At 73.8% G+C, this 14,848-nt stretch carries 17 protein-coding genes; all 17 read right to left on the reverse strand.

Going from position 1 to position 14,848, the window contains the following annotated elements; translation table 11 throughout:
* Positions 1-16: 16 nt before the first annotated feature.
* On the reverse strand, positions 17-439 hold the full coding sequence (locus tag QUV83_RS12730; protein WP_289564969.1) for a DUF3817 domain-containing protein: 423 nt from the start codon (positions 437-439) through the stop codon (positions 17-19).
* Between the two features lie 104 nt (positions 440-543).
* Positions 544-1,113 (reverse strand): hypothetical protein, encoded by a 570-nt coding sequence (locus QUV83_RS12735; protein ID WP_289564970.1) that lies wholly within the window; start codon positions 1,111-1,113, stop codon positions 544-546.
* Positions 1,110-1,544 (reverse strand): hypothetical protein, encoded by a 435-nt coding sequence (locus tag QUV83_RS12740; RefSeq protein ID WP_289564972.1) that lies wholly within the window; start codon positions 1,542-1,544, stop codon positions 1,110-1,112. Before QUV83_RS12740 ends, QUV83_RS12735 begins: the two co-directional genes overlap by 4 nt.
* A 20-nt stretch (positions 1,545-1,564) precedes the next feature.
* The gene (locus QUV83_RS12745) at positions 1,565-3,025 is read right to left on the reverse strand and encodes a hypothetical protein (RefSeq protein WP_289564974.1); all 1,461 of its coding nucleotides are present in this window, start codon (positions 3,023-3,025) and stop codon (positions 1,565-1,567) included.
* Between the two features lie 113 nt (positions 3,026-3,138).
* On the reverse strand, positions 3,139-3,771 hold the full coding sequence (locus tag QUV83_RS12750) for a hypothetical protein (RefSeq protein WP_289564975.1): 633 nt from the start codon (positions 3,769-3,771) through the stop codon (positions 3,139-3,141).
* Positions 3,768-4,865 carry an OmpA family protein gene (locus QUV83_RS12755; protein ID WP_289564976.1) on the reverse strand — a complete coding sequence of 366 codons (1,098 nt, stop codon included), beginning with the start codon at positions 4,863-4,865 and terminating at the stop codon, positions 3,768-3,770. Before QUV83_RS12755 ends, QUV83_RS12750 begins: the two co-directional genes overlap by 4 nt.
* A gap of 75 nt (positions 4,866-4,940) precedes the next feature.
* Complete coding sequence (locus tag QUV83_RS12760) at positions 4,941-5,639, reverse strand: hypothetical protein (protein WP_289564978.1); 699 nt, start codon at positions 5,637-5,639, stop codon at positions 4,941-4,943.
* 151 nt (positions 5,640-5,790) lie between these two features.
* Positions 5,791-5,994 (reverse strand): hypothetical protein, encoded by a 204-nt coding sequence (locus QUV83_RS12765; protein ID WP_289564980.1) that lies wholly within the window; start codon positions 5,992-5,994, stop codon positions 5,791-5,793.
* 92 nt (positions 5,995-6,086) lie between these two features.
* Positions 6,087-6,875, reverse strand: a complete 789-nt coding sequence (locus QUV83_RS12770; protein WP_289564982.1) for a response regulator — start codon at positions 6,873-6,875, stop codon at positions 6,087-6,089.
* Positions 6,862-8,058: a sensor histidine kinase gene (locus QUV83_RS12775; protein WP_289564984.1), complete on the reverse strand. Its 1,197-nt coding sequence runs from the start codon at positions 8,056-8,058 to the stop codon at positions 6,862-6,864. The genes QUV83_RS12770 and QUV83_RS12775 overlap by 14 nt, the downstream gene beginning before the upstream one ends.
* Complete coding sequence (locus QUV83_RS12780; RefSeq protein WP_289564985.1) at positions 8,055-8,963, reverse strand: type II secretion system F family protein; 909 nt, start codon at positions 8,961-8,963, stop codon at positions 8,055-8,057. Before QUV83_RS12780 ends, QUV83_RS12775 begins: the two co-directional genes overlap by 4 nt.
* A complete protein-coding gene (locus tag QUV83_RS12785) occupies positions 8,960-9,886 on the reverse strand; it encodes a type II secretion system F family protein (RefSeq protein WP_289564987.1) in 927 nt (308 codons plus the stop codon). The genes QUV83_RS12780 and QUV83_RS12785 overlap by 4 nt, the downstream gene beginning before the upstream one ends.
* Positions 9,883-11,256, reverse strand: a complete 1,374-nt coding sequence (locus tag QUV83_RS12790; protein WP_289564989.1) for a CpaF family protein — start codon at positions 11,254-11,256, stop codon at positions 9,883-9,885. The genes QUV83_RS12785 and QUV83_RS12790 overlap by 4 nt, the downstream gene beginning before the upstream one ends.
* A complete protein-coding gene (locus QUV83_RS12795; protein WP_289564991.1) occupies positions 11,253-11,618 on the reverse strand; it encodes a TadE/TadG family type IV pilus assembly protein in 366 nt (121 codons plus the stop codon). The genes QUV83_RS12790 and QUV83_RS12795 overlap by 4 nt, the downstream gene beginning before the upstream one ends.
* A complete protein-coding gene (locus QUV83_RS12800; RefSeq protein ID WP_289564993.1) occupies positions 11,615-13,210 on the reverse strand; it encodes an AAA family ATPase in 1,596 nt (531 codons plus the stop codon). The genes QUV83_RS12795 and QUV83_RS12800 overlap by 4 nt, the downstream gene beginning before the upstream one ends.
* Positions 13,210-13,935 carry a Flp pilus assembly protein CpaB gene (gene cpaB, locus QUV83_RS12805; RefSeq protein WP_289564995.1) on the reverse strand — a complete coding sequence of 242 codons (726 nt, stop codon included), beginning with the start codon at positions 13,933-13,935 and terminating at the stop codon, positions 13,210-13,212. Before cpaB ends, QUV83_RS12800 begins: the two co-directional genes overlap by 1 nt.
* Complete coding sequence (locus QUV83_RS12810; RefSeq protein ID WP_289564997.1) at positions 13,932-14,771, reverse strand: hypothetical protein; 840 nt, start codon at positions 14,769-14,771, stop codon at positions 13,932-13,934. Before QUV83_RS12810 ends, cpaB begins: the two co-directional genes overlap by 4 nt.
* Positions 14,772-14,848 lie beyond the last annotated feature (77 nt).

The raw sequence follows: 14,848 nt of genomic DNA on the forward strand, positions 1-14,848 counted from the left end.
CGGTCCCCAGGATCGCTCAGCGAGCGGGCGAGGCGGCGCCCGCCTCGATGCGGGCGACCGCGTCGGCGTGCACCCGGCGCTCCAACACGAACGACATCACCGGCACGACGCCCGCGAGCGCGAGCGTGACCAGGCGGCTGAGCTGCCAGCGCATCTTGGACCACAGGTCGACGACAGCGGCCAGGTAGACCACGTAGATCCAGCCGTGCACCATCGCGACCCACACGCCGATCACCGGCCGGGCGTGGCCCTGGGCGTCCACCCCGTTCGCCTGGAACACGTACTTGAGCACGATCTCCAGCGTCAGCACGAGCAGCATCACGCCGGTGACCCACGCCATCGCCCGGTACCTGCCCAGCGCGCCGCGCTGCTTGGCGGCTCGAGGATCGGCCGCGGCGGGTCCGGCCTCGGTCGTCGGGGTGGTCTCGCCGTGGGTCATCTCGGGTCCTCTCGTGCGGCGCCGTCAGCGCCTGTCGCGTCGTGGCCGCCCTGATTCTCCCCCACGGGCGCGGCGGCGCCTCCCCCACCAGTGCGGCGGCGCCGTCAGCTCGCGGCGGCGGCGCCCCCGTCGAGCACGCGGATGCTGTCCTGGATGCCCTCGACCAGGTCCTCGGGCAGTTCCAGGCCGCTGAGCTGCAGCGCCACGGTCGTCCCGGAGCCCGGCGCGGCAGCGGCCCAGAACACCCCCTGGAACGTGGTCCCCGCCCCGTCGACGTACGTGTAGTCGTTGCGCACGACCTCGAGTGAGTCCGTCGTGACGGGCGTCGAGGTCGACGTCGACATGTAGCCGGGCACGCCGCCGATCTGGGCGCCCGAGACGAACGTCGACAGGCCCTCGTCGGCGCCGTTGTCGCCGAAGTCGGGGCTGCCGATGAGCAGCGCGGACGCGTCGGCCAGGTCCTCGGCGTCGGCCCAGCCGACGGTCCACAGGTCGTCGCCCTCCGCCGTGGCGACCCACTCCTCGGGGACAGCGACTGACAGGTGGCCGACCTCATGCCGGGTCCAGCCGTCCGGCGTGCTGGGCGCGGAGCCCTGCGTGCACGCGGTGAGGGCCGTGGCCACGACGGCCCCGGTGGCGAGCAGCCGGATGCGGCGGCGGGCGGCGGTGATCATGCGGGGGGACCTCCGAGGTAGGACGCGGTGGGTGGGGGCGGAGACGCGGGCGGCGTCCAGGCGCGCGCCACGAGCATGCCAGTGCCGGCGCCCGCGATGAGCGCGACAGTCAGGGGGACGGCCGCCATCGTGGCGCCGACGCCCGGGGCGAGCGCGTCCCCCGCGCGGGCGGCCGCGGCCAGCCCGAGGGCGAGGGACAGCAGCGCGACGGGCGCCGCGACGACCACCCCGGCGTGCCAGGTCGGGCGGGTGCGCGGACGCAGCGTGACGGTGCCGGCGACGACGCCCAGCAGCGGCGGGATGGTCAAGAAGGCCCACGACGCGCCGGCGCCGCCCACACCCATCTGCCCCGCGAGGAGCACGCCCACCAGCAGCAGCGCCCCGCCGTAGCCGGCCAGGCTGAGCACCCACGGTCGCAGCCACGTCCTCATCGATCGTCCCACTGCGCCCCTCACTTCTTGCACTTCGCGTCGTCGATCATCCCGCGGGACCCGTCGGTGCCCGGCGCGCCCAGGAACCTCGCGCCGGTGCTCGTCGCGGTGGCCTCCTCGGCGCTCAGGTTGAACCCGAACTCCCAGCCCTTCTTGACTGCCATGCCGAACTCCCAGGAGTCCTTGACGTTGTGGTACGTCACCTCGCTGGTCTTGGCCTGCTCGTACATGAGCTGCAGGAACGGGTCGCTCGAGGGCTGGTCCGGGATCATCGCGCCGAACGGCAGCGTCAACGCCGTGCCCGCTCCGGTGCGCTCGGACATCCACTGCGACACGAGCTCGCGGTTGGTGTCGTCCACCGTCAGCGACGTCGTGGTGACCACGGAGTTGGTCTCCTTCTCCCCGACGCCGCCGCTCACGCTCTTGAACGTGTTGTTGCCGATCGACCCGCCGGCCCCGTACTCGTACGCGCTCTTGAACGTCAGCTTCGCGAGCTTGCCGTCCGCGTCATACGTCGTGGTGAAGGCGCCGTCGACCTTCCCCTCGCCCGTGAGGTGCCCCAGGATCACGTCGGCGCCCGCGGAGCCGGAGCCCGAGACCTCGTACGTGTAGCTGCGCTCGCCCGTGTCCTGGTTGTTCATCACGATGACGCTGCCCGACGCCTTCGCCGAGAGGTTGAACCCCAGCTTGGGGTCGAGGAGCTTCTCCTCGCCGTCAGCCCCCTTGGTCCCGGTGCCCAGCCGTGTGCCGGCGCTCGCCTTGAGGGCCGCCTCGAGGCCGATCTTCGAGTAGGTGATCTTCGGGTCCTTGGGCGACTCGAGGTAGCCGTCGCTGATCCACAGCCACAACGCGACGCCCGCCGCGCCCTCGCTCTGGAGCTGCATCTGCTGGATGAGGTAGGCGTCGAGGTCCTTCTTCATCGCGTCCCACTGGTCGGAGTCCTTGAACTCCCACGTCGAGCCGTACTCGAACTTCAAGTCGGCGCCGAGGCTCACGCTCACGCCGGCGTTCTTGCCGTCGCCGAGCTTGCCCGCGTCGAAGGTCTTGCTCGTGACCGCGCCGTTCGCCCCGACCGACGCGCCGTCGGTCAGCGTGGCCCGCACCGTGCCGTCCGAGAACTCCTGCACGACGAAGCCCGAGCTGTCCCCGAGGGTGACGAACCAGATCTTCACCTGGGCGTTGTACGTCTCGCTCGTCGAGCTGAGCATGCACACCCCGGGGTGGAAGTCCGCGTCCGTGGGCCCGTCGGCGACGACGGGCGCGGGGCCTTCCTCGCAGCCACCCGCGCCGAACCCCGCCGCCGAGGCGAAGCGGCACAGCGCGCCGGTGATCTGCCCGGGGTACGCCGCGATGCCCGCGACGATGCCCGCGACGAGCAGCACCGCGACGCTCACCATGCCCATCGCCTCGAGCGAGCCGATGCCCGCCTCACGCTGCGCTCTGCGCTCGCGCGCTTGCGCGTCCTCGCCCGTCAGTCCCACGTCACGCCCCTCGGGTCTCGTCCTACTGGGACGCTATCCGCGGGCAGATGCGCAGGTCGTGGGCCCGTGGGCCCGTCGCGGACTCACGTTCTTGGGCCCGTGAGGCCCACGGGTCAGCGGCGCGCCACCGGCAGGCCCTCGATGGCCGGGAAGCCAGGCAACTCGAGCGAGATGGTCGTCGTCGCGGTGTCGAGCGCGGGGAACGTCGCCGAGAGCGGCTGCCCCACCTGGGACATCCGCGGCGGAGACCCCGCGCACGAGCACAGCGTCTTGTCCGCGTCGGCCTGTGACACGCCCACGAACGGCAGCAGCCGCAGCCCCGCTCCGGCGTCGACGATCGCCACGTCGCGGATGTCGGCGGTCAGCGGCCGCAACTGGTTGAAGAACGTGAGCGGCAGCATGGGGTTCGAGTCGTCGACGGCGCGCAGCGTGAACCGCACGAGCGTGCTCACCTCGTCGGCGGCGACCTCCGTGACCTCGACTTCGGCGGGGATGCTGCGAGGGCCGTCGAGGAGGGCGCCGGTGACCGTCGCCAGCACCGTGGACGTGCCGATGTCCCCCTCCAGCACGGCCTGCTCGAGTTCCGCGACGGTCCAATCGTCGCTGGCCTGCGTCTCGGCGACCTCGGTGGGCGCGGGCTCCGGCGCCGGGTCGTCGGACGAGCACGCGGCGAGCATCGCGGACAGCGCCAGGGCGGCCGCGACCGCCCGGGCGCGGCGGTGGCTGGTCAGGCGGTGGCTGGTCATGAGGCCCCCTGCACGGAGTAGACGACTGTGACGCGGCGGTTGGCCTGCTTGCCCTCGTCGGTCCCGTTGGACGCCACCGGCTCGGACTCGCCCCGGCCCACGGACGTGAACGTCACGGCGGCGCCGCTCGCGGGCTGCAGCACGCCCAGCACAGCGGCCGCACGCTGCTCCGAGAGGGTCTGGTTGAACGAGTCGGAGCCGTCCGAGTCGGTGTGGCCGGCCACGACCACCTCGCCGGCGCCGCGCGCCTGGATGTCGGCGGCGACGGTGGCGAGGACCTGCTGGGCCTCGGCGGACAGGTCGGCCGAGCCGCTGGCGAACAGGACGTTCGCGTCCAGGGTCACCGCGACCTGCTCGGTGGTCTCCTCCACCGCTGCCGTCCCGGCGATGTCGCTGGTGCGGCGGGTCAGGGTGTAGAGCCGGCTCGAGGGGTCCGCGCCGGCCAGCTCCGCGCCGCTGGGCGCCTGGGGCCAGCCGTCGCCCAGCCGGGGCGCCGGCTCGCTGCTCACGGGGGTCAGGGCGCCGTCCTCGACGGGCACGTCGCCCACCGCGGTCCCCCACGGCATGACCACCTGCACGGTCTCGACACCCGGCGGCAGCTCGGGGAACACCGCCCAGCCGACGCGCAGCTCGCCGGCTGGGCCGACGAGCTTCGTGACGTCGGAGGCGAAGGTGGTCGTCGGGTCCGCGACGGGCCGGTAGGCGATGAGCCCGACGGGGTCGATCAGCGCCACGTCGACTGCGCGGCTCATCTCATACGGGTACGAGGAGTTCGGGAACGCCCACGTCGGGCTGATCTTCTCCGCGCCCTGCCCGCGGGCCATGCCCAGCGAGTAGTACAGGACCGTGCCGCCGTCGATCCGGCGCACACCGTGCACCGCGCCCCGGATCTCGGGGTTGGTGTCCAGCTGGAAGCCGCGGTAGGCGAACGTGCCGTGCACCGGGATCTGCTCCCCGTCGACGCTCACCCCGCCGGGTGGCAGCGCCCGGTCGTCGCCAGGCGCGGCGGTGGCCGTCGCGCCGCCGAGCAGCACGGCGGCAGCGGCCAGGGTCGCGAGCGCACGGGTGGCGCGCGCTCCTCGTCGGGGGCTCATGCGGCGGACCTCATCGTGCGGCCTTTCGTCGGGGCGTGCGGTGACGCGTGGACGTCGCGCTGGCGCTGACCTGCGTCAACGGACCAGGCGCGGTTCGAGTGCGCTCGTCAGCCAGGACCGTACGGGACCTTCGAGCGCGGCGCGCGGCCGCGTCCAGCCGCTGTCGTAGCCGGGGCAGGTGAAGCGGTGCTCGGTCTCGATGATCGGCACGGGCTCCGGCTCCTCCTCGGGCTCGTCCGGGTCGTCCGGATCGGGGGTGGCGTCGGGGTCGGCCGGCTCGGGCGTGGGGACGGGCTCGTAGCCCACGATCACGTCCCGCTGGTCCCCGGCGCAGCGGGCCAGCGCGACCCCCAGCGCCGCCACGGCGTCCCGCTCGGCGCGTTGGCCGTCGGGCATCTGCTCGCGCAGCCAGGTGCGGACCTGGACCTCGTCGCTCCACGGGTCCTGCGCGTACCCCATGAGCTCCGCGCCGTTGCGGGTGGCGTAGTCGCTGGCCTGGGTGTGCCCGCGCGCGGGGCCGAGCAGCGCCCCGTACGTCGTGGTCCCGAGCACCACGTCGCCGACGTGGTCGAGCGCGACCCGGCGCACCTCCTGCGCGCCGGCCAGCGCCGCGGCGTCGGCCGAGGTCTGCGTCCTACCGGCTTGCTCGGTGCCCTGCAGCAGCGGGAGCACCGCCACGAACAGCAGCGCGACGACGCCCACGGCGACCACCACGAGCACGGCGCTCGTCGCGAGCCCGTCCTCGCCTCGACCCCGCGCGGACGCTGCGGACACCGCAGACATCGCGGACCGCGCTCTGCGGGCCAGGCGCCGCGTCATCGTCTCCCCTGCCTGTCGTGTGCCCGCTGGGCCGGACATGCCGCGACGGCGGCGCGGTGGCCCCTCCGCCACCGCACCGCCGCGCCGCCCGTCACCTGGGCGCCGGTCAGCCGCCCGCGTTGCCGATCTCGTCGAGCTTCGTGCTGATCTTGGTGCCGAGGTCGAAGGTGTTGAACGCGCCGACGAGCGCGACCACCAGGATCGCGGCGACGATCACGATGCCCAGGTACTCCAGCGTTCCCTGGCCGAGCTCGCGCTGCTCCAGCGCCTTCTGCAGGCGGATCTTCGTGGCGACGAACATGCGAGTCATGGTGGTGCTCCCCGTCCTGAGTGCCGACCGTCGGCCGGTCGGCTGAGTCTGCTGCCCGGAGCCACACCGGCCCCTCGTTGACGCTTCTCACGCTAGGCGCGACCCGCTGGCGAGCGCCGGGTCCACGGGCCCAACTCCGGGCCCATTCCCGCAGGTCCCGACCCCGGGTCCGGCGTCCCACCGAGCCACACGGAGACGGCCTCGGCCCGGGTCCGCACGCCCAGCTTCGCGAAGATGTGGTTGATGTGGTTCTTGACGGTCTTCTCCGACAGGAAGCACTCGGCGGCGATCTCGGGGTTGGTGCGCCCGGCGGCCACCAGCTCCATGACCTCCTGCTGGCGCGCCGACAGGCCCACGTCCGGCCGGGTGGGCGCGACGGGCGCGACCGGGACGGCGAACATGTCGCGGACGGCGCCAGCGGCGGACCCCGAGAGCAGGAACGCCCCGTCGGCCACGGCCAGCACCGCGCGCTCGAGCTCATGGGGCTGGAACTGGCCGTGCACCAGGTAGCCGTTGGCCCCGGCCTCGATGGCGGCCCGCACCACCTCGGGCGCGTCGGAGTAGGTGAGCATGAGCACCTTGGACCACTGGCGCACCTCGGCGGCCACCTGCACGCCGTCACGGCGGGGCATGCGCACGTCGAGCAGCACCACGTCGGGCTGTGTCGCGCGGACCACCCGCACGGCCTCCTCGCCGTCCGCCGCCTCCCCCACGACCCGCAGGTGGTCGGAGGCGCCGATCAGGGAGCACAGGCCCATGCGGATCACCGAGTTGTCGTCGACGACGACCACTGTGACCTGCCGCAGCGCCGCATGGTCGGCCGGGACCCCGGCCAGCACCGCCGCGCGCCGCGTCACGTCGGGGATCTCAGGCTGGATCATGGTCGTCCTCCTCGATGGGGTGGCGGACGAGCACGCGCGTGCCCCGTCCCGGGGCCGACTCGACCCGCACGCCCGCGCCGATCTCCCGCGCGCGCTCATGCATGCCCGTCAGCCCGAAGTGCCCGCGCGGGCTGGAGCCGTCGGCGCGGGGGGCGAAACCGCGCCCGTCGTCCTGCACGGACAGCAGCACCACCCCGCCGGGGGCCCCGCTGAACGTGACGCGCACCTGGCTCGCCCCGGCGTGGCGCCGGACGTTCTCCAACGCCTCGCCGAGGATCGCGAGCAGCTCGTAGCGGATGCTCGTGGGCAGGTCCACCACGGCGGCGCACTCGACGCGGCAGGCCACGCCCGTCGACTCCTGCCAGCGCGCGCACTCGTCGTGCAGCACCTCGGCGAACGGCCGGTCCGGCTGGTCGGCGCGCATGCGCACCAGCAGCGCGCGCGCCTCGTCCGACGCCTGCTGGGCGCCGGCCGCGAGCCCGTGGGCGTGCTGCACCGCGGCCGCCGGGTCGCGCTCCACCCACAGCGGCAGCGCCTGCGCGCCGAGGGCGATGCCGTGCAGCGTCTTGCCCAGCGAGTCGTGCATCTCGCGTGCCAGCCGGGCCCGCTCGTCGGCGGCGACCGCCACCTCGCGGATCAACGCCAGCTCGCGCCCCGCCTCCATCTGCAGCTCATGCGCCCTGCGGATGGCCGATCCCACGGCGGTGAGGCACAGGTACAGCGCCGGCACCCCGAGGCCCACCATGAAGCTGCGCTCGGCGTCCGGGTCCTCACGGGCCACGAGCAGGTACCCCGCGACGAGCACCACCACTGTGGTCACGGACGTCCGGCGCGGGAACAGCACGCCCAGCACCAGCGCGGTGGGGAACGTGGAGAGCACCATCGGGCTCTCCACCCCCAGCACCGCGACCACTGCCAGGTTGACCAGCACGTCGCCCACCACGGCCAGCGGGTGCCGCACCACGAAGTCCATCGTCCCGGCGCTGAGCAGGCACGCGAGGCTCGACGTGGACATCGCCAGGACGCAGGCCAGCACCGGGGCCGTCATCGTCTCCCCCACCATGCCGAGCAGCGCGACCATGATCGCCCCGAGCCGCACCAGCAGCGCGACCGAGACGATCTGGCGGGTGAAGTCGGGCGCGACGCCGGACCCGGGGCGGAGCGCGCCCTGGACGGCGCTCACAGCCCGCCGAACAGCGAGCCGAGGTCGACCTCGGAGCCGACGTACAGCCCGATCACCACGAACACGAGGGCCCCGGGCACCAGCACCAGCGACGTCACGAGGGTGACCCGCGGCGATGTCCGGGCCGCCGCCTGGCGCTGCCGCTGCCCGCTGTCGCGGCGCATGTCCGCCGCGATCTGCCGCAGCGACTCCGCCAGGGGCGCGCCGAGCTCCTGGGACTGCAGCAGCGCCGAGACGAACTGGCCCACGGGCTCCGACGACGAGCGACGGCGCAGGTCGGTGAACGCCTGGCGCACCGACGCCCCGTTCGCGATCTGCTGGAGGGTCAGGGCGACCTCGTCGGCGAGCGGGCCGTGGAACCGCTCCGCGACGCGCGCGAGGGCGGCCCGGAAGTTGACCCCCGCCATGACGGTGACCGCCAGGACGTCGAGGAAGTCGGGCAGGTCGCGGTCGATGCGCTCCCTGCGGCGGCGCTGCGCCGCGGCGACGCGGCTCAGCGGGAGCACCACCGGAACCGTCAGGCCCAGCAGCGCCATGGCCACGTTGCCCTGCAGCAGCAGCACCACCAGCACCGGGGCGATGAGCAACGCCCACCAGGCGCTGCGCTCCAGGTAGCCGTCGACGGTCAGCCCGTCGGGCCGGCCCGCCTCGTCGATGCGCCGCTGCAACGCGGCCAGCAGGCGCGGGCCCAGCAGCCGGCGCAGCCCGGGCACCCGGCGCCGGGCCATCCGCTGCAAGGGCGACTCGCCCTCGGCGCGGCGGCGCTGCTGGCCCCGCAGCAGGGACAGGTCCTCGACGGCCAGGCTCTCGAGCGCGTCGCTGCGCATCTGCCGGTACCCGACCAGCAGCAGCACCACGCTCAGCGCCCCGAGCAACGCGATCCCCAGCACGAGCAGCGGGCTCATCCCTGGAACCTCGTCATCCGGCGGATCAACACGAAGCCGCCGGCGAACAGCGACCCGCCCACCACGAGCCCCGCCCGGCCGAGCCACGACCCGGTCATGGCCTCGACGGTGCCGGGCTGGATCGCGTTGAGCAGGAACAGCAGGCCGAAGCCCATGCCGATGACCAGGTACCCCGTCGACGTGGACTGCGCGAGCGTGGTGCGCACCTCGCGGCGGATCTCCTTGCGCTCGTCGAGCGTGTCGGCGATGTCCCGCAGCGCCGACACGAGCGAGCCGCCCGATCGGGCGCTGACCAGCAGCGTCGAGACCAGCACCGACACCTCACGCGAGGGCAGGCGGTCCTCCAGCCCGGACAGCGCCTCGTCGAGGCTGTCGCCGAAACGCATGCGCGACGCGACGCGGCGCAGCTCGGGGCCCGCGGGCGCGGCGAGCTCGTCAGAGGCCACCAGGATCGCCGCGGCGATCGACAGGCCCGCCCCCGTCGCGTTGGACAGCACCCGGGCGAGCTCGGGCATCTGCGCCACGAACTGCTCGTTGCGCCGCTCCTTGGCACGGCTGAGGTACGCGCGGATGCCGACGACCACGGCGACCACGCCCAGCAGCCCGAGCACCGGGGCGAGCCCCACCGCGAGCACCCACGCCACCACGACGCCGCCGCCCACGGCCACGCCCGCCACCAGCACCGCGGGCTTGTCGTCGACGCCGGCCAGCAGGAGCTGGCGCTCCACCCAGCGGCCCGGCGCCGTGCGGCGGAACACGCGGTCCCACCGCTCGAGCGCGCGGCCGTCGCCGAGCACGACGTCCGCCGTGGCGCCGGTGACCAGCGCGCGCCGGCGCGCGGACACCACGGCCAGGTCGCGGATCCCCGCGACGAGCAGCGCGCTCGCGGCCACGACGCCCACCAGGATCACCAGGACGATCACGTGGCGCCCCCCTGCCGGCCCGCATGCCCGGCCGGCAGCTCGCCGGCGATCCGCAGCCGATCGGCCAACGCCTGCGGCAGCGGGTGCTGCACGAAGCGCCCGGGCGGCCCGGCCCCGTTCGAGGCCTCGGGGTCCCAGCGCATCAGCGGGCGCACGTCGAAGTCGTCGCGGTGCCGCGAGGCCACGTACCCGACCTCGACGACGCGCCGCGTGCCGTCGGAGCCGCGCAGCAGTTGCACCACGAGGTCGATGGCGTTGTTCACCTGGTCGCGCAGCGCATGGAACGGGACCTCGACGTCGCTCATCGACGCCAGGGTCTCGAGCCGCACCAACGCGTCGCCTGTGGTGTTGGCGTGCACCGTCGCGAGCGAGCCCTCGTGGCCCGTGTTCATCGCCTGGAGCATGTCGAGCGCCTCGCCGCCACGGACCTCGCCGACGATGATCCGGTCGGGGCGCATGCGCAGCGCGTTGCGCACCAGGTCGCGGATCGTCACCTGGCCGTGGCCCTCGACGTTCGCGGGGCGGGTCTCCAGGCGCACCACATGCTCCTGGGGCAGGGACAGCTCGGCGGCGTCCTCGATGGTGATGATGCGCTGCTTGCCCTGGATGAAGGCCGACAGGGCGTTGAGCATGGTCGTCTTCCCGGACGACGTGCCCCCCGAGACGATGATGTTCATCCGGGCCCGCACACACGCCGCGAGCAGCCCCGCCGTCGCCGCGTCGAGGCTGCCCCGGTTGAGCAGCTCGTCGAGGCCGTACGCCTTGGGGAACAGCCGGATCGTGACCGTGGGGCCGTCGAGGGCCAATGGCGGCAGCACCACGTGCACACGCGCGCCGCGCGGCATCCGCTCGTCGGGGGGAAGGCGCGCGTCGACCATCGGGCTCGACTCGTCCACGCGCCGGTTCACCGTCGAGACGATGCGGTCGATGGTCTGCCGGAGCTGGTCGTCGGAGGCGAACACCTGGGCCACGCGCTCGACCTGGCCGAAGCGCTCGACGTAGATCGTGTCGTGCCCGTTGATCATGATCTCGGAGACCGTGTCGTCGGCGAGCAGCGGCTCGAGCACCCCGAGCCCGATGGACTCGTCGACCACCCGGCGGATCAGCGCATTGCGCTCGCGGGTGGTGAGGATGACGCCCTCGGTGGACACCAGGTGCGCCACGACCCGCTCGAGGCGGATGCGCCGCTGGCCGGTGTCGAGCCGGCTCAGCTCGTGCAGGTCGACCTCGTCGAGCAGCTTGCGCTTGAACGACGCGACGAGCCCCTCGTCGAGGTCGGCACGCGAGGCCGTGGCGGAGGCGAGCGCGTCGGCGGCCTCGGCGGCGTCACGGCGCGCGTCGCCGGTCCACTCGCTGAATCCCGTCCTCATGGCATGACCGCCGTGCGCTCGATGACGACCTCGGGCAGGAACGCCAGGCCCGGCGCCCGCAGCTCGAGGCGCACGGCGCCGTCGCCCGGGTATGTGATCCGCTGCGCGGTCAGGCCGCCCGGCAGCGACGCGTCGACGGCGGCCTCCACGGACCGTCCCAGGCTCATGGCCCGGGCGCCGTCCCGCACCGCCTGGTTGGCGGCCTGCGTCGCGAAGACCACGGCGCACACCTGGAACAGCACGAGCACGACGACCACGATGATCGGCAGCGCGCCGACCATCTCGATGCTCGCGCTGCCGCGCTCACGGCCCACGACGTGGCGGTCCGGCGCGCCGCGCCGACCACTCCGGCGGAACGTCACGGCTCGCTCACCACCTGCCGGTCGACCCGCACGTCCCACGGGGTGCTGAACACGCCGGGCATCATCAGCGGCACCTCGGCCGCGACGCTCACCTGCGACCGGTCCGGCCCGCCGACGCCCACGTCGAGCCGCGCGCGCATCCCCGATGGGAAGGCGTCCTCCGCGGCCTGGCGCACCGTCGCGTCGTCGGCGTGCAGCGCCACGGACCGGGCCGCGGCCGAGGCGGCGTGGCCCGTCCACACGTACGTCATGCCCGTCACGCCGAGCTGCCACAGCAGCGCGCAGACCAGCGCGAGCCACGGCAGGACGCCGAGCAGGTCCACGGACGCGGAGCCGGTGTCGTCGCCGCGTCGGGGAGCCCGGCGCGGGCGGCGGCGCGACTCGGCCTCCACCAGCCCGGCGACCTCGTCGGGCCCGGCGGGCTGGGGGTCGCGGCGCACAGCGCCGATCTCCCGGCCGAACGCCCGCAGCGCCTTCCACCACGCCGCGTCGTCGACCAGCTCGGGCGAGCGCGAGTTCGTGGCCCGCTCGAGCCGGCGGCCCAGATCCGGCAGGACGGTCTGGAGCAGTGGCGCGGGCGAGATGCGCCGGGCCGTGTCGGGCTGCACCTCGTCCGAGCGGTTGTGCCGGTTGAGCAGCACGTGCACGTTCTCGGGCTTGCGCACCGCCAGCGACTCCCACCACCCGAGGTTGCGGCGCAGCGCGCGCAGGCTCACCAGGTCGGGGGTGGCCACGGCGACGACCTCGTCGGCGATCTCCACCACGGCGGCCTGCACGGGCGTCACATGGGCCCCCACGTCGATCACCACCAGGTCGTACTGCTGGCGCAGCAGCGCGATGATCTGCCGCACGGCGGCGGGGGTCACGTACTCGACCTCGCGCACGTCCTCGGGCGGCAGCAGCAGGTGCAGCCCCGACTCGTGCTCGAAGACGGCGTCCTGGACGGTGCGCACCGACAAGTCCTGGGAGACCTTCGCCAGGTCCGCCACCGACGAGCGGTACCGGGCGGCGATGAGGCTCGACACGTCGCCCTTCTCCAGGTCCAGGTCCACCACGAGCACCTTGTGCGCGGGCACCTCGCGGCGGATGTCCCAGCACAGGTGGGTCGCGATCGTCGTGGTCCCCACACCGCCCTTCGAGCCCGCGACCGCCACCACAGTGGCCCGGCCGCGCACACTGCCGTCGCCCGATCCGGTGCTGGCCAGCAGCGAGCTCATATGCCGCGACCACTCCAGCGCGTTGACCACGCGCTGCTGTACCTCGGCGTAGGACAGCGGGTACGCCACGACGCCGCGCGCCCCCGCGTCCATCGCCGCGGACAACGACTCGGGGTCGTTGTCGCTCGAGACCACGAGCGCCACCGACGCCGGACGGCGCAGGCCCAGGTCGCGGATGACCTGGTGCACGGGCTCGGGGCCGAGCTGGTCGTGGACGAGCACCACCTGCGGCTCATGCGCGAGCACGAGGGCCGTCAGCTCGGTGGTCGTCTCCGCGACCGCCACGATCTCGACGTCGGCGGCCTCCGCGAGCTGCGCGCGCAGCTCGTAGGCGAGCGACTGGTCGGCACAGCCGATGACGACGATCCCGGCCATCACTTCGTCCCCTCGGGCACGGCCTGGCCGCCGAGCCTGCTCGCGTCGAAATCGCCCAGCTCGCCCGTGCGGTCCTCGCCCGTCCCGGTGGGCAGCCCCACGAGGCGCACCTCCTCGGCGAACGCGGACGCGTACGTGACCGCGAGCGCGTCATTCGGCTCCAGCGCGAGGGTCACGGGGACCACGCGCTGCTGGCCCGTGGAGCTCAGCTCGTCGACCTGGACCTGGCTGCCGCGCACCGAGACGACGCGCACGTTCTGCACGAGCACGCGCACCTGCTTGGGCAGGCCCGGCACGTCGGAGAACACCGCGTAGATGTCGACGAAGTCGCCGGGCTTGACCCGGTCGGCGATGCCTGTGACCTCGTCCACCTTGATCGCGATCTCGCGCTCAGTGGGGCTCAGGTCGGACTTCGGCACGAGCATGTCGCTCGTGAGCATCGTGCCCTCCACGAGGTTGGTCCCCACTCGGCGGCCCACCAGCTCCTCCGCGGTGACCTGGGCCGACGACGACAGCCAGCGCGCCGGCACCTCGTCGGCCACGAGGTCCTCCTCGGTGAGCGCGGCGTAGGCGGGCACGGCCCCGGACGTGCGGTACACGGTGGCCATCGACCCGACCTGGCTGGACACCGAGCCGACGTAGCCCGCGATGACCACGAACACGACGACCGCCAGCAGGGCGGACAACAGGACGAACAGCACTCCTCGGCGCTGACGGGGGTTCACAGCGGTGCTCCTAGCGGCTCGGGGACGACGACGGGGGCGGCCTCGACGTCGACGGGACGCACGCGGCAGTAGGGGCAGTGGCGGCGTGCGATGACGGCCTGGCACACGGCGCACCGGGTGAGCCGTGCGCCATCGGGCGCGGCGAGGCGCTGATCGGCGGGGAGCGCGAACAGCTCGACGGCGCGCGCGTGGCCGAACCGCCCGATGGCGTCCAGCACCAGGCCGTGCAGCTCCACGCACTCCGCCGCGCCGGAGACGCCCAGCGCGGTGCGGAGCACCACGTCGGGCAGGCCGGGGGCCGCGCTGTAGAGCGCCTCGCGGGCCGGGGCCTCAGGCTCGGCGGGCGGCGTCTCACCGGCGGTCAGCACCCCCGGCGTCGGGGCGACGGACACGACGAAGCCGGGGCCGCCGGGCAGCATGCTGCGCGCGTGCTGCCCGAGGCTCGGCGACGGGTTCTCCAGGCGGGCGACACTGGGCGTCCACGCCCCGCTCCACGTGCGCCGGGCGAGGTCCTCGACGGCGTCGGGCAGCAGCCCGGCGTCGAGGCGCGCCGCGGCGGCGTGCAACGCCAGCACCACCAGCGTCGCGGGGCCGTGGGGCAGCGCGAGCCACGCCACGGAGGGGCCGGTGTCGGCGAGCAGCGCGGCGTGCCGGCGCAGCACCGCGTCGTGGCGGGCCTCGCCGAGCAGCAACACATGGGTGGTCCCACGCGGCAGCGCCTGAGGGAGTGCTGTGATGTCTGCGGGGGCGGCGAGCACCACCTGCGCGTCGCCGACGAGGGCGCGGACTCCGTCGGTGGGCTCGACGAGAACACCCACCGTGACCTGCTGAGACAAGCGACCGCTCCTGACTTGTGGACCTCGGTCATGATTCGATGCCGGGGGCGTGGATGCACGGCGAGACGGAGGAATCC

The organism is Cellulomonas cellasea, from assembly GCF_030372105.1.
Lineage (GTDB): Bacteria > Actinomycetota > Actinomycetes > Actinomycetales > Cellulomonadaceae > Cellulomonas_A > Cellulomonas_A cellasea_A.

Excerpts from the sequence above, each read along its gene's own strand:
- QUV83_RS12770 (WP_289564982.1), bottom strand. The coding sequence starts at position 6,875 with ATGATCCAGCCTGAGATCCCCGACGTGACGCGGCGCGCGGCGGTGCTG.
- QUV83_RS12740 (WP_289564972.1), bottom strand. The coding sequence starts at position 1,544 with ATGAGGACGTGGCTGCGACCGTGGGTGCTCAGCCTGGCCGGCTACGGC.
- QUV83_RS12755 (WP_289564976.1), bottom strand. The coding sequence starts at position 4,865 with ATGAGCCCCCGACGAGGAGCGCGCGCCACCCGTGCGCTCGCGACCCTG.
- QUV83_RS12790 (WP_289564989.1), bottom strand. The coding sequence starts at position 11,256 with ATGAGGACGGGATTCAGCGAGTGGACCGGCGACGCGCGCCGTGACGCC.
- QUV83_RS12750 (WP_289564975.1), bottom strand. The coding sequence starts at position 3,771 with ATGACCAGCCACCGCCTGACCAGCCACCGCCGCGCCCGGGCGGTCGCG.
- QUV83_RS12735 (WP_289564970.1), bottom strand. The coding sequence starts at position 1,113 with ATGATCACCGCCGCCCGCCGCCGCATCCGGCTGCTCGCCACCGGGGCC.
- QUV83_RS12765 (WP_289564980.1), bottom strand. The coding sequence starts at position 5,994 with ATGACTCGCATGTTCGTCGCCACGAAGATCCGCCTGCAGAAGGCGCTG.
- QUV83_RS12800 (WP_289564993.1), bottom strand. The coding sequence starts at position 13,210 with ATGGCCGGGATCGTCGTCATCGGCTGTGCCGACCAGTCGCTCGCCTAC.
- QUV83_RS12730 (WP_289564969.1), bottom strand. The coding sequence starts at position 439 with ATGACCCACGGCGAGACCACCCCGACGACCGAGGCCGGACCCGCCGCG.
- QUV83_RS12780 (WP_289564985.1), bottom strand. The coding sequence starts at position 8,963 with ATGAGCCCGCTGCTCGTGCTGGGGATCGCGTTGCTCGGGGCGCTGAGC.